The following is a 14652-nucleotide window of genomic DNA, read 5'->3' as shown; positions in this document are numbered from 1 at the left end:
CTATTTGATTTTATTAACTTTTATAAGGCCCCCGCGAGTTGCGGTGGCTCTGGAATTCCAGGGCAATAAACACCAGGGGGCAAATACTAATGTAGGAGGGAGGGGAATTCTGCGACTACATTGCATTTGGCGATTTTCGCCAAATGTACCCAGGCATACCAGATCTATTGCCAAGGAAGATAATAAAGTTAGAACTTTGCGCTACGCACAATACCATTAAACGTGAGGCAATCCTCGACCCTGTGACGCTGTACCTGGGATAATTGGTGAAGCGGAAAGTAAGCCCATTGGGAATGTTCATCAGAGAGAATATAGTCACCCTCTTTAATGAAATGGGCTCGAAAAATAAAAACATGTGAATTGAATGCGTTGTGGTAGTAGATGCCACTGAGATACTCTATTCGAACTTCTCGTCCAAGTTCCTCATGGCACTCCCGCACCAATGCCTCATGGGCAGTTTCACCCGGGTCTAATGCTCCGCCAGGCAAGCCCCAGCTACGCTCAGCATAAGTCGCTTTCAGCTGCAGTACTTCTCCACCAGTATTCGTGATTACCGCATGGGCACTCAAGCGGTAACTATCATCAAAGGCCATGAACAAACCCTGATAACAAGTCAGGTTAAGAAGGGAAAAACGAGAGCCTATTCATTGCGAGTACGCCCTCGTCGTTAAGGTTAAAACCCCTGGGCTAATACAAATCCAAATCCTAAAGTTTGCACTGATTCATCATAATCAAGGAGGCTCTCTCCGTAACCATTGAAATAGCGGATATATCCATCAACGCGTTTCCCGAGAGGGAAGCCCCAGGTCAGCTCCACTGCACCACGATTATCTGAGCGCAAATTGTTACGTAACATCAGTGAAACCGTGTGATCTCCATCGCGGTATCGCCCACCTAGTTCAAAATGCCCCAGGTAGTGCTCAATATCCGGATTATCATCATCATCCTTATCTTCAGGAACCCTGTACCAGGGCTTTAGGCTGATTGAATAATTATCCCGCTCAAAAATGAAATTCGCATATATTCTATTCCAGCTACGGGAATAGGGTTCACTACGCCCATTTGACTGGTGGTTAATCGCTACCTGGTTAGCTACATTATTCCAACCAAATAGACTCCAGTCATTGAGCCAACTCAGAATCAATTCCGGCTCGTGGTTTGTTTCACGGAAGGGAGCGGAGTCATCGGAGTTGTACGCCTGCCAAAAGCTGCGATTTGTATAGGCGACACTCAGTACAGAAGCCTGCCCCAAAAAACCCCGCCAAATAGGCACCTGCACAGAAAGCTGGAATTGAACTTCGACGTTATCCAACTCTTCTGCCTCAGCAAGGCCTTCAATGTCTGCCAGCCCTCCCTCTTCCGGGGCTGGATTGTAGACCATTGGCAGCACGTAGTTAGTTTTATGGGAAGCTAAAGTAAAAGGGTTATTGGCAGCATCCCTGATAGCCTGAGCCCTCCCCCCTAACAATACTTCATCTGTCGGAAGGTCTTCCTCATACTCGTCGACAATAAAGTCCGCTATCACCGGATCCTCTTCAAGAGTCAGTTCAGCTCTGACTCTTTCAGCGCAGATACGTCGAATTTCCCTTATCGTGACATCGGCATCCGAAACAAGAATTTGCTCGTTCAAGCAGCGCTTATGGTGGGTCTGCAGGTTTTCTCCCGCATCCATAGAAAAAGTTGATTCTGGCGCCTCTTCAGCTAAAGCTGTTGGCAACTGTGCAACTAACCCAACAGAAGAAAGTAATGTGAGCCCGGCAAAAACCCTTCTTCGATAGTAGGACAAAACGCTTTCCCCCAGTCATTTATTGCAATCGTGATGCAAGCTTACACTGGAGAGGATTACAAGTCCCACTACATAATTTTGCGATTATCGTGACAAGACAGCCAATCAGGCTAGATAAGCTCTAATTTCAGCTTAGATAGAACAGAAAACTAAATAGTGACAGGTATAGAAACAGGAATCTCCATTTGAGCCTATTTGTGTGACCAATAGTGGTTATAAAGTTTCCTCAAGCTGGGCTAAAGTAGTCCTTTTAAGCTCGACGACCACTCCAAGTCCCTCAGCCGAACCTGCCACAGGCGACCAGTACTAGATGGCCAATCGTACCCTACTAACAGGCTCCGACTATCAACATAGCAATGGGCATCTCTTTCAGCTTCATCACCCTGGTAAATGTAAGCAATAATATCGGAACCCAGTTCCTGAGCCTTCTGGCTCGAAACATCCCCCGCCATTGATCTTGCCGTGCGATGGCTCACCCTAGGAGAGAGCAACTTACCCCGCTGAGATGGATCGACGATATCAGGGGATACAACTTCCAGGCCATTTTCATGTTGTACCAACCTCGACAAGACAGGCCCCATAAAAACCCGCATCAGTGGAAACAATAGCCGCTCTTCCCCTTCAATGTTGAGTTGCTGAGGGCCATTGGGGCCTGTCCAGCTGGCTTGAATATCATCACCTATCGCAGGACTCTTTCCCTCTTCTGGAATTAACTTGTAGTGGGCGCTCACCTCATCAACTTCATCTCGCCAATGCACAACACACTCACTCACTAGCCCCCCTTCCAAAAGAGCAAATACTTCGATACCAAACCCCTGGTCCCCGACTAAGCGCCGACTGACAAGCGAGCGTCGCCCCTGCTCATCATTCCCTAACTGCCAACTATCTTGCACAGGCATTTCCCTGCCATCACAACTATAGTGATAGCGACCCTGAGCCAAAGTTGAATTTAAACGCATCGCAGGTTCCCTCCTTGCTCGCTGTACATCAGACCGGCGGTCCAGTACCCAAAAAGTATTGCACATGGAGGGAGGCTAACCTCGTTTTTTACGCCTCCTTTAGCCAAACACTATGGAGACAGTGACCAACACAAGGATTTAAAAATAGGGGAAAACTATGAAACAGCTGAAATACCTCCAAAGTGAATGACTTAACCTGAAGTAGTTGAAGAATTTTCCAGCCGGATGCACCAATAGAGTGAACGTTTTATATAAAGCACTACTGAGGTTCATTTAAGGTATCCAGAAATTAGGCTCGCCAAAATTCCAGGTAACTCCTGACCTAGAACCAACTATCAATCATTGGAAAACCTATATCTACAAAAGTACTTACAGCCTCTTCTTTTATTCTCATTCACCCAAAAGAAACTTAAGCTATTTAAGCGGAATAACGTCAAGCTGGCGCAATAAACATCAAATAACTTTTCCCACATCACATAAGCACAAAATTCCAGCTAGCAGCACAGGATTTCCGGGGGAATGATCCAAATATATTTGGTAGCCTTTAATTCTTGAGCATGACCAAAGAGAAAACTCTCGAATTTTATCATTATCCATATCACTCATCGAAACCAGTAACTTGCTGGTACAGCAAAGTGAATGGCTTTCATGGCGAGTAAAATTAGACGCAACAGCATGTCAGAAATTTGTTTGAATAGAGGATCGCTAATTCAACTACTAATTCTCTTAGAAGAGCTACGGAGACAATATCTTTAGGTATCCATGATGTTGCTGGAATACAACCATTAGATCCCTATAAATATCGCTTTCTCCTACCAGCTTTCACGTACTAGCGTCACCGAAGTCAAGAAATATGATATTGGTATTTAGGACTCTTAAGGAACCTCTGAATAATTCTGAGTCAATTTGGTAATATTCACCTACCCATCAAGACTACGATGAATCATGCACCAAGTCACCTTTGCCGAAGCAGAATATAAGCTAAAGCGTCGTATAACTCGCCGAGAGAAGTTTCTTTCTCAAATGGAAACCCTCGTCCCATGGCAGCGACTAGAAGCTCAGATCACTCCTTGTTACCCACAAGGTAAACGTGGCCGACAGCCATATCCATTGAGTGTCATGCTTCGTATTCATTGCATGCAGCTATTTTACAATCTCAGTGATCCCGCTATGGAAGATGCACTGTATGAAATTGAATCCATGCGTAGTTTTGCTGGATTGACTTTGAGTAGCCCAATTCCCGATGAAACAACGATTCTTAACTTTCGCCACTTACTGGAGCTCAATCAGCTAGGTGCAGCTCTTTTTGATGAAATCAACAAACACCTTGCTGAGAATGGGATGGTACTGCGTGAAGGCACGATTGTAGATGCCACTATTATCTCTGCGCCAACTTCAACTAAGAATGAAAAGAAAGAACGTGACCCGGAAATGCATCAAACAAAGAAAGGCAATCAGTGGCATTTTGGGATGAAAATGCATATCGGGGTTGATGATGTGCTCGGAGTAATACATAGCATAGATACAACAGCAGCGAATTCGCATGATGTCACAACCACAGAGCGAGTTCTCCACGGGGAGGAGAAAAGAATCTGGGGAGACTCTGGGTACATTGGTGCGGAGAAACGTGAAGAGTTGAAAGAGCGGGAGGCGGATTGGTATATAGCAATGAAGCCGAGCAAGCTAAAAACTCTTCCAGGGCGTGATGCACTCCGTAAAGCGGAAAAGATCAAGGCGCAGATAAGAGCGAAGGTCGAGCACCCCTTCCGCTACATCAAACGGGTATTTGGTTATGACAAGGTCCGCTATCGGGGACTGGTAAAAAATACTGAGAGGCTGTGCTTACTGGCAGGCTTTACCAACTTATTAATAGGGAGAAAATACTTGGCTGCCTAGGGGTGGTTCGCCTGAAACCCACCTATTGAGGGTTTCAGATGAAAAATTAGGGGACTATTACGCGAAAATTACGCGTTTGTGCGTAATAAAGTGAATTTTTCAAGCAGCTCAGCTTAATTCTGGAAAAATGCTTCGTTGATCAGAGGATCCTTAAAACACCCAAAACCCCAAGAAACATCCCCTTACAAAAAGCTTCTGCGTATCTACTGCTACCACCGTTTGTATGGACATTATTTTTAATATTATCAATCAGTAAAGTCTCAGGGCTACAGACCTAATCTATGGAACTAATAATTGGGGTACATCGCACTTCAGCAGCTACCAATAAAATATCTAACAGTATTGGTCAGCCGTAGCTTTCAGATCACAGCCACGGCTTATCGGAATATAGCCCCATACAATGACTACAAATTTGAAAAGGTGAATATTAAAGATATCGCTGCCAAAATTCGGCCTGACCGAACTCCTCATCCATGGCGTACGGTTTAAACCCAGTCTTACGGTAAGCAGCCTGCGCAGTGTAATTTTTTTGTAGAACTTCCAAGGTTAACTTACAACAACCTCTGTCTTTTGCTTCTTTCTCAAGAAAACCCAGCATAGCCGTACAAACGCCCAAACCTCGTGCAGATTCACTAACAACAACATCGTGAATATTAATAAGAGGTTTACATAAAAAAGTGGAAAAACCAGTAAAGCAATTAATAAGACCAACAGCTCTACCATCTCGATATGCTAAAATACTAAAAGCTCCAGGAAATTCATTTAGTGCCGACACCAACCCTGTTCGACAATGATCAGAAAGAGCTTCACCACCACCAAATGGATGAAGTGCATACTCTTCCATTAAAGCAATTATGCTTTTTGCATCATGCAAGTCATCATAATTCGCCAAACTAATTTTTAAATCAATATCTACATTACAACCTGACAACACCATATGATTCTCTTTTTACTTTTCCATTAGCTCAACTGCTTTATTGAATGTAATTTATTAACCACTTATACAGCCAACTTATCCACCTCACTTATAGATCTCTGATGCAGCGTGGACAACAGAGGGTACAATATCGGATTTACTCCGTAACTTCAGCACCCTTCTTTTCCAGTACCGCCTCGATATTGGCTTTTTCATCCACTGGGAAATGCTGTAAATAGCTACGCAAACGCGTCCGTCTTGCAAGCAATTGACGCACTCTCAAGCGATGCCGCCCCACTGAATTCGAGTGCCTGGAAACCCTCTGCCGCCTTCTGGGAATGGCGCTTTTCTTTCTTCCCATGATCTTAGATTCCTTTTTAGACCAGGTTTTAGGCAATAGTCATCTTTTTAGATTAGACCAGATACACTTGGCGCGCACGAACAAAGTCGCTATCCTGCTGACTAATTGTCCAAACGGTCACATCAGGATAGATTCATTGCACCCGCTTAATCATTTAATAGAGAACAACCAACATTGGTCAGAGGCAACTCGCGAAGATAAGCCTGACTTTTTCCTTAAACTGTCTGAGCAGCAGAGCCCTGAATACCTCTGGATTGGCTGCGCTGATAGTCGCGTTCCCGCGAATGAAATTGTCGGCCTATTACCCGGGGAGCTTTTTGTCCACAGAAATGTTGCCAATGTAGTAGTCCACTCAGACCTGAACTGCCTTTCAGTACTGCAGTACGCTGTAGAAATCCTAAAAGTAAAACATATTATTGTCTGTGGTCATTACGGCTGCGGCGGTGTCCAGGCCGCACTTAATAACGAGCAACTTGGCCTGATCGATAACTGGCTGAGACACATTCAGGATGTCAGGGATAAGCATCACACCTTGATAGATCTTTTCCAGCAACAGCAATGCACAGACTTACTGTGCGAACTCAATGTTCTGGAACAGGTAATACACGTTTGCCAGACCACCATTGTCCGCGATGCCTGGCGTAGGGGCCAGGAACTGACCGTCAATGGGTGGGTATATGGACTCAAGGATGGCCTGGTGCACGATTTGGGTATTTCAATCAAGCACCCGGGGGAAATTGCTGATATTTATCAAAGTGCTCTCAGTAAAATCGCCCAGCGCAGCACGGAATAATACCGCCCAACCACAACTCCTTTCGTTTTTACCGCTATAAATGGGAAAGCCCCGGTATTTATTTATCGGGCTCGACCCTGCTTGGTGGAGAAACATGTCGGCATACAGAAAGTGGCAGTGCCAGAACTGCGGCTGGATATACGATGAGTCCAAAGGTTGGCCCGAGGATGGAATTCTTCCCGGTACTCGCTGGGAAGATATACCTGGAGACTGGTACTGCCCGGAGTGTGGTGCAGCCAAACAAGATTTCTCCATGCTGGAGATTGGCGCCGATACCACTCAAGCCAGCTTAGCTAGCAATGATGGCTTCCGGATCTGGGAGTGTATGGTATGTGGCTGGACATACAATGAGGCCGAGGGATGTCCACAAGATGGCATTGCTCCTGGTACTCGGTGGGAGGATATTCCCGACGAATGGAATTGCCCTCAATGCGGCGTTAGTAAACAAGAATTTGATATGGTTCTTGTAGGCCAAGCCCCCATCGCCCCGTCCCCTTCAGCCAACCAAAAAACAACCACTACAACCTCAGCACTTTTAGTTATTATTGGCACAGGGCTGGCCGGGTATAATCTGGCGCGAGAGTTTCGCAAGCTTACCCCCCAGTCTCCTCTCCTGTTAATCACTGCCGATGATGGAGCTTTTTACTCCAAGCCTTTGCTGTCAGCCTCTTTCTCTCACGGCAAGACTGCACAGCAACTCAGCACTTCCAGTGCCGAAGATATGGCTAGCGAACTCAATGCACAAATTCTGGTTCACACGCGGGTAATACATATAGATCGCCAAAACAAAACTCTGACGATTCAGCAGGATGGTGCAGAGCATGTATCCAAGATTCCCTATGGAAAGCTAGTTCTGGCAACCGGGGCCAAGTGCCGCAAACTTCCCCACTATGAGGGGGATGCCCAATCACATATCTTTCGCATAAATAATCTCAGAGACTACCACCGTTTTCGCACTGCCGTGGTGGGGCGCAAGCGCATACTACTCCTGGGCGCTGGTTTGATTGGCTGTGAATTTGCCAACGATCTGGTACAGACCGGCTTCGCAGTGGATCTGGTTGACATGGAGCAATGGCCACTGGCGACACTGCTGCCGGAAGTCGCCGGGCGCGATCTGCAGACGGCCCTGGAAGACTATGGCGTTCGCTTCCATGGGGGCTCATCATTAAAGGGTATCGAGAAATTGAGCACCGGTTTCCGGGCCCAGCTGAGTAGTGGAGAGCAAATAGAAGCGGATGTTGTTCTCGCCGCACTCGGACTTGAGGCTAACACCGGCTTAGCCTCCATGGCCGGTATAGCCGTGCAAAGAGGTATTGCTGTAGATCGATATCTGCAAACAAGCGATCCCGATATCTACGCCCTGGGGGATTGCGCAGAAATAGACGGCCATCAGCTACTCTTTGTCGCCCCCCTAATCAGCTGTGCGAAGAGTCTGGCACAAACTTTGTCAGGAAATCTGACTCCCGTTTGCTTTGGCGTTATTCCTGTGGCCGTAAAGACAACCCTGCACCCAACTACCGTTTGCCCGCCAAGCCCTGACTCCAAGGGGACTTGGCAAATCAACATAGAAGATTCAGGGGTTTGCGCCGAATTTCGCGACGAAAAGGGCAATCTACTCGGTTTTGCCCTTACCGGTGGTGCGATCGCCCTCCGGGAACGGCTCAGCCAAGAGTGCCAGCCAATTATGAACGAACAGTCAAAAAATAACTGATAATCGTACTTATTTTAATAGCTATTCGAGGTAAAGCGCGCAAACCGTTAACTTTTGCCTTAAAATGGCGGCCCTTCAAAGTTTTGGTACAAGTAGCCTTAGTATGACGACAGAGAAAAGCCGTACGATTTCCCCGTCACCCGAGCAAAGCCGGCTACTGCGGGACACCCTCGGCCACTTTGCTACCGGTGTAACTGTCATTACCACTCAGGATACCAATGACCAACCTGCCGGCATGACGGCTAACAGCTTTAATTCCGTTTCCCTGGACCCCGCCCTGGTTCTATGGAGTATCGATAAGCAGTCCATGGGCTATAAAGCATTTACCACCCGGGAGCACTTTGCCGTGCATATCCTGCGAGCAGACCAACAACATGTCTCAAACCTATTTGCTGGTCGAGGGGCAGACAAGTTTGGACAGGTCAACTGGTATGAAGGCCCCAATGGTATACCCCGCCTAGAGGAGTGTGCAGCCTATTTCCATTGCCGCCGCGCGCAGTGCATTGATGGTGGAGATCACACAATATTGCTTGGAGAGGTGCTGGAATTTGCCGCTTTTGGTGGTGAACCCCTGGTCTTTCATCAAGGCTGTTATCGTGCATTGGCTGGAGAGTAGCAGCTCACTTTTTGGAGCCTAATCACTACCCAAAGGCTATAAAAATAATTTTTTAATGCCAATTAACCAGTATTTGGCAGAAACTTTGGTGTTGCATTAGTGACCTCGTAATAATTTAAGGGCAGTCTGAAGCAAACCATGAAAATGGACTGATAAGCCATGACTTCAACTACGCTCTTCTGTTTCGCCCACCGGGGCTATCAACAGCGAGCCAGTGAAAACACTCTCCAAGCAATCGGGCATGCGTTGGAACTCAACGTCGGGGGTATCGAAATTGATGTGTGGAATATTGGTGGGCAGCTTCTCGTCAAGCATGACCGGCGACTCGGACGCCTAATCGCGGGCTCTGAACTCATCACTGAAATGCATCCCGATGCCCTGAAAGAGAGACCTCTCCCTTGCGGGAATAAGGTCCCTACATTAAGGGAAGTCCTGGAACTTGTGGGAAATAGTGCCCAACTCAATATCGAGCTGAAAGGGCCTAACTGTGCAGCCCTTTTCGCGGATGAAATCCACACCTTTACGCAGGATACTGGTGCAAGCTACGAGCAATACATCGTCTCCTCTTTTGATCACCGCCAGTTGTACCAGTGCCTGCAATTAGCTCCTGAGGTTCGGCGGGGAGTTCTGGTTTCCGGTGTTCCCCTCGATCTTGCAGCCTGCTCTGCTCCATTAAAGGCCTATTCATTACATACGAACGTAGATTTTATAAATGCAGATTTAATAGCCGATGCAAAACAGCGCGGGCTTAAGAACTACGTATTTACCGTCAACGACCCCAACGATTTGATACTGTTGGCAGCTCAAGGTATTGATGGGGTTTTCACTGATGAACCTCAAATCGTATCCGATTTTAATGCCCGTGTTGAATTCACAAAAACTGGCACTTAGACGTTGGAGAAGATCCCCTTCACCAATTAAGAGAACAGACAGTAACCCGGGACAATTACCGGGCTACTGCTGTGAGTTAAAGCAGGAAAAGACTCGAGGCTAAATAGTCTCCCCTATTTATACAGCTTAAAACTCTGCGCTAGCACGTAAATACCAATAACCACCATTAAAGCCAAATGGTGATGTGAGGGCATGACGTACCCCGAGATATCGCAACGTGGGCTCCTGCTCATCATCAGGCATTACGTCAAAGATATTCTCGCCCCCCAACGACAATTTATAATTTTCATACAGCGTAAACGTCGCTTCGATATCAACGAGAATTTCACTGCCATAACTATAGGTATCACTGGCATCCCCAGCACCAAACAACCCGCCTGTTGATTCCCAACTGCCATAGCGATTAAAACGCAGGTACCCTGCAAATAAATCACCCGTATCGAGGTCAAAAGTTAAAGTCGTTCGATCACTGGGAACTTGGTTTTCCAGGTCAAATACCCGTGAGGCATTGATGGTATTTGGCGTAACACTGGTAACTTCCTGGCGATTGTGATTGTGGCGTAAATCCACCACCAATAAACTTTCAAAAATCTCGAAATCACTGGTAACTGCCAGATCTATACCAGACACTTCCGAGTCATAAGCATTGACGAAATAGTTTGCATTGCTGCCGTTGAGTAGTGCTGCATTTTCTATACCGGCATTTTGCAACAGAATCACTTCGTCATCTCCGATGGCATTGTTGCGCAGAGCCAGGCGATCCTCGATGTCGATGTTGTAGTAATCTATTGTCACACTGGTATTGTCCAGTGGGGCAAAAACCGCACCCAAGGTGAAACTGGTGGATTCCTCCGGCTCCAGCTCAACGGCTCCGAGCGCTGACGCTACCGGATGAGCCACAGGATAGGTTCCATTGGGTATCAGGTTGCCACTGGAGTCTGTCGTAGTAGTAACATTTAAGGTATTCACCTGTCCGGGTGTTGGCGCCCTGAAACCAGTATTTACCGTCGCTCGAAATGCCAGTTGTTCATTCACATCATACCGTGCTGACAATTTCCAATCCGATGTCGAGCCAAACTCATCATATTCCTCTAACCGTAAAGCCGCTCCCAAAGTCAGAGCCTCAGTCACATCGGCTTCAAGGTCAATATAAGCCGCAATACTCTCGCTACTGAAACTGCCCAGCGCTTCAATCGGGAAACCCTGAAAACCATCTGAACCCACACCAAAGTACGCAGCAGTTGGGCCTACCGCAGTGGACGCTGCATCCCCCCTACCAATTGAGTAAGTCTCTTCACGCCACTCAGCGCCGAATGCAAGGTTCAATGGCGAAGCAAAAGCCATGACATCAATGGGGTAGACAAAATCCGCATTGAGGCTGGACTCTTCCTGCGTGAGGGTTCCCGGCTTGAAGGAAGTAGGAGACAAAATACCCAAACTTGGATTGATTGAATTTTTCAGGACATAGTCCACTTCATTTTCAGCCAAACGTCCGCGTAGATCCCAGGAGAGACCATTGGCAAGCTCTCCACGCGCCCCGAATACAGCAGCGATATCATAAATATCTGCACCAAATTCAGGGTTGTAGCCGCCGGGGAACTGAGTATAAATTGGGTTTCGCAACACGTACCCACTGTCGCTGGAAGTATCTGCTACCAGGTAATCCGAGGGGTTTAGGCCCTGCGCCAAAATAGAATCCACTAAAGACTGGGGAGCTGGGTCGGGCATGTAATCGATACTATTCGGATCAAGGGGGTCATTGGGGCTGTCTACTTGCAGGGTACCTCTCGCAGTAAACTGGTGTTCTGGGTCGAGCACCGGTCCACGATAGAAAAAGTCAGAAATTGTTTCATTTTGTGAATAACCGAAGTTTCCATAGAGCTCTACCGAATCAGAGATATCCAGGCCGCTGTTAATAAAAAACTTCAGGGACTCAACATCGGGATCACCCCATCTCTGACCCAAGCCATCCAGTGGTACTAAATTATTTCCCACAACTGATCCTACCTGTTGCGCATCTGGCCGCGCTTCGCTGCGCCAGGTTTTATCTGCGCGGGAGAATTCAACGGTGCCATTAATAAATCCTGCATTACCCAGCGCAAATCCCGTATTTGCGGCAATACTCATCCGGGTTCCATCCCCTTCAAAATACTCCCCTGTCTGAGCTGATAAGCTAAATCCCTCTGCATCATCCTTCAGGATAATGTTAACGACACCGGCAATCGCATCGGAGCCATATTGTGCTGAAGCGCCATCACGTAAAACCTCAACTCGCTCTATAGCCATAGAGGGTAGCGCCGAAAAGTCGACGGCTTGGGCACCCTGGTTAACTGTACCCAGGGGGGCAAGCTGCAAATTAACCAGCGCAGAGCGATGGCGGCGAGTTCCATTGACCAGTACCAAAGTTTGATCTGGGGATAAATTACGTAAAGTTACCGGGCGGATAAAAGCGGTACCATCAGCAATTGGAAATCTCTGCGTATTAAATGAAGGGGCAATTTTTGCCAGGGACTCAGTAAGATCAAAGCTCGCTTGATCCGCAATATCCTCTCCGCCAAGCACATCTACCGGAGAAAGAGTCTCGGTGGGAGATACACCCTCTTTGCGTGTACCTGTGGTTATCACTTCCTCCATTGCCCGATCAGCAGTATTAGAGGCACCCTCTTCCTTTTCCTCAGCAATCGCATACCCACCAGAGTTAAAAATCGCAACTGCCACCGCCAATGACAAAGGTCTCAACAAGTAACGCTTCATATTCACCACCCTCTCTTCTCATTATTAACATCAAACAGAACATCACCGGATAATTCATCAAAGCAATGCACATCAAATTAGATCCGTGCAGGGGTTAAACAAAAAAAGCGGCATACTGACGTTCCGTCTAATTGCATCCATGCCAGAAATTAGTGCACGCCTAGGGTAGATCTTTTACGCGATTAAATGTCAACTTCCAACAAATCAAAAAATTAATGTCGCGATATTTATTTTAAAAGGAGGGGGTACACGTTTAGCAAATGCCAAAAACTGCCAAACGTGACTTTTAGAAAGGCTGAAGCAAAAGTGACAGCAATGAGTTCACTTAAAAAAATAAATAGGTAAAATCAACACCGTCTATTGAGGTGTATAAGTAACATCAACCTCATAATCCGATCCCAGGCGACTGTAGCCCCGCACCATAAAATAGGCTTCACTCTCACCACTTGGCACGGTTAAGGAACAGTTCTCAGAGCTATCTCCCTCATAGGGACGGCAATCGTAATAGCGCCAAGTAGGTGCCGCACCAAAACGGACATATAGATCGGCATCATTAGTACCGGTCATATCCGCGATAAAATCTGTACCGGGCGTTACACTGAGAGGTCCATAGTGATCCTCCGAACCTCGCCCCACATCATCACTAAAGGTTTCTGTTTGTTCCTCACCGGGGTCTGGATCGGGATCGGGGTCCGGATCGGGGTCTGGGCCCGGATCATCCCCTATATAACCCTTGGCCAATTCAGCGACATAGGCAGCAGCAAGCTTTCCAAACTTCACCGCATGACTGGCATCTCCACCACTATTAGCGAGGGTATCACTTGAAGTGTGGATATAAGGGTTTGAGCCATTAAAAGTCGCCTCAAAAGGAAAGGAAACCGGATAACCCTGGTTATACCAAGATGCGTGATCAGAACACGCATAACCACAATAAGTTGTTCCAACAGTGAGGCCGCTCAGGTAGGTCTGGGCCAGATCCTCAAGAAAGCTATTCTGGGCACTATTGGTGTAATCTCCAATAATATAGATATCACTATTTGAGCCATAGTAATTAGTCATATCCAACTGCAAGGCACCTATCACATTTTTATTCTGTGATTTGTAATCGCTAGCAATATCATCTGACCCCCGCAGCCCCACTTCCTCAGCAGCGTACCCCATAAAAGCCAGCGTTTTATCCGGCTTATAGTCTGTAGCGACAATTGCATTAATGACATCAGTCAATGTTGCTATGCCAGACGCATCATCGTCAGCCCCCGGCGCTCTCGTACCTTCACCAGTGCCAAAACCGACCGTAGAATCCAGGTGCGCCCCCAGCACGATAATTTCATCCGGGTCAGTTTGCCCCTGAATCGTCAAAATTACAGAGGGTTGCGCCCAACTATGGCTATAAAGTTCGACAGAGGCATCACTTCGTGAATTCGTTAATGCCTGCCACTCATCCCTTATCCACTCAGCACCATCCACGCCGGTTGAAGTGGTGTAATAGCGATTAGTAAAATTCGACAAACTTTGAATAGTTGACCGTATATTAGACTCTGAGATCTCTGCTTGCAGGGCGTTAACCACATCTGCATTATCAATAGAGTAAGCGATCACGTTATTCACTGTTGTCGTCAGCGATGAAATCTGGGCAGCTTCTGCTTCCTCCAATGAGTCATGTACCATAAAGCCGCCACAACGGTTATGGTTGATATGCATCAGAGTCGATATTTCGGAAAGATTCTTTTCATTAACTTTTAGAATAGTAACTCCGTTACGTTCCTCACCTTGAATCGCGAGTGGTTGCTTGGCAACCAGGCTACTGTTTTGCTTTAAGGTTTTATAACCATCACTACCTATAGTTATCCACAGCTCTTCTGCCATAACAGCGCCGGGGAGTGCAAGAACCCCAACTAAAGACCTACTAATAATTTTTTTCATTATCTTCTCCACATTAAGTTAGCCCCCTGCGAATCCCTGATATTTC

At 46.9% G+C, this 14652-nt stretch carries 12 protein-coding genes; 5 read left to right on the top strand and 7 right to left on the bottom strand.

All coding sequences use genetic code 11. The features are described from left to right. Nucleotides 1-188 precede the first annotated feature (188 nt). The 3 genes from ACJJIS_RS03755 to ACJJIS_RS03745 all read right to left on the bottom strand — a co-directional run bounded on the left by ACJJIS_RS03755 (nucleotide 189) and on the right by ACJJIS_RS03745 (nucleotide 2745). Entirely contained in the window at nucleotides 189-593 is a 405-nt protein-coding gene (locus ACJJIS_RS03755; protein ID WP_413663124.1) for an NUDIX hydrolase, read from the bottom strand. Between the two features lie 80 nt (nucleotides 594-673). Beyond that, on the bottom strand, nucleotides 674-1786 hold the full coding sequence (locus tag ACJJIS_RS03750; protein WP_413663125.1) for a phospholipase A: 1113 nt from the start codon (nucleotides 1784-1786) through the stop codon (nucleotides 674-676). 236 nt (nucleotides 1787-2022) lie between these two features. Continuing rightward, nucleotides 2023-2745, bottom strand: coding sequence for a hypothetical protein (locus ACJJIS_RS03745; RefSeq protein ID WP_413663126.1), 723 nt, complete (start codon nucleotides 2743-2745; stop codon nucleotides 2023-2025). Between the two features lie 945 nt (nucleotides 2746-3690). Here ACJJIS_RS03745 and ACJJIS_RS03740 point away from each other — a divergent pair. Then, nucleotides 3691-4641, top strand: a complete 951-nt coding sequence (locus ACJJIS_RS03740; protein WP_444959510.1) for an IS5 family transposase — start codon at nucleotides 3691-3693, stop codon at nucleotides 4639-4641. 427 nt (nucleotides 4642-5068) lie between these two features. On the opposite strand, the gene ACJJIS_RS03735 is transcribed toward ACJJIS_RS03740, so the two are convergent. Together ACJJIS_RS03735 and ACJJIS_RS03730 are read right to left on the bottom strand one after the other, a co-directional pair. Then, on the bottom strand, nucleotides 5069-5578 hold the full coding sequence (locus ACJJIS_RS03735; protein ID WP_475709510.1) for a GNAT family N-acetyltransferase: 510 nt from the start codon (nucleotides 5576-5578) through the stop codon (nucleotides 5069-5071). A 136-nt stretch (nucleotides 5579-5714) separates the two neighbouring features. Then, nucleotides 5715-5918, bottom strand: a complete 204-nt coding sequence (locus ACJJIS_RS03730; RefSeq protein WP_444934032.1) for a hypothetical protein — start codon at nucleotides 5916-5918, stop codon at nucleotides 5715-5717. A gap of 136 nt (nucleotides 5919-6054) precedes the next feature. On the opposite strand from ACJJIS_RS03730, the gene can reads away from it, so the two are divergent. The 4 genes from can (at nucleotide 6055) to ACJJIS_RS03710 (ending at nucleotide 9929) form a co-directional block, all read left to right on the top strand. Continuing rightward, on the top strand, nucleotides 6055-6711 hold the full coding sequence (gene can / locus ACJJIS_RS03725; protein ID WP_475709509.1) for a carbonate dehydratase: 657 nt from the start codon (nucleotides 6055-6057) through the stop codon (nucleotides 6709-6711). A gap of 94 nt (nucleotides 6712-6805) precedes the next feature. Continuing rightward, the gene (locus tag ACJJIS_RS03720) at nucleotides 6806-8422 is read left to right on the top strand and encodes an FAD-dependent oxidoreductase (RefSeq protein ID WP_475709508.1); all 1617 of its coding nucleotides are present in this window, start codon (nucleotides 6806-6808) and stop codon (nucleotides 8420-8422) included. Between the two features lie 103 nt (nucleotides 8423-8525). Then, complete coding sequence (locus ACJJIS_RS03715; protein ID WP_475709507.1) at nucleotides 8526-9038, top strand: flavin reductase family protein; 513 nt, start codon at nucleotides 8526-8528, stop codon at nucleotides 9036-9038. A 159-nt stretch (nucleotides 9039-9197) separates the two neighbouring features. After that, on the top strand, nucleotides 9198-9929 hold the full coding sequence (locus ACJJIS_RS03710) for a glycerophosphodiester phosphodiesterase (protein WP_413663131.1): 732 nt from the start codon (nucleotides 9198-9200) through the stop codon (nucleotides 9927-9929). A gap of 126 nt (nucleotides 9930-10055) precedes the next feature. Here ACJJIS_RS03710 and ACJJIS_RS03705 read toward each other — a convergent pair whose 3' ends face one another. Then, complete coding sequence (locus ACJJIS_RS03705) at nucleotides 10056-12683, bottom strand: TonB-dependent receptor plug domain-containing protein (protein WP_475709506.1); 2628 nt, start codon at nucleotides 12681-12683, stop codon at nucleotides 10056-10058. A 357-nt stretch (nucleotides 12684-13040) separates the two neighbouring features. Then, nucleotides 13041-14606 (bottom strand): M28 family peptidase, encoded by a 1566-nt coding sequence (locus tag ACJJIS_RS03700; RefSeq protein WP_475709505.1) that lies wholly within the window; start codon nucleotides 14604-14606, stop codon nucleotides 13041-13043. Nucleotides 14607-14652 lie beyond the last annotated feature (46 nt).

The organism is Microbulbifer maximicatervae (SeqCode) (assembly GCF_056231245.1).
This window is presented reverse-complemented; position numbering and strand designations above follow the sequence as displayed.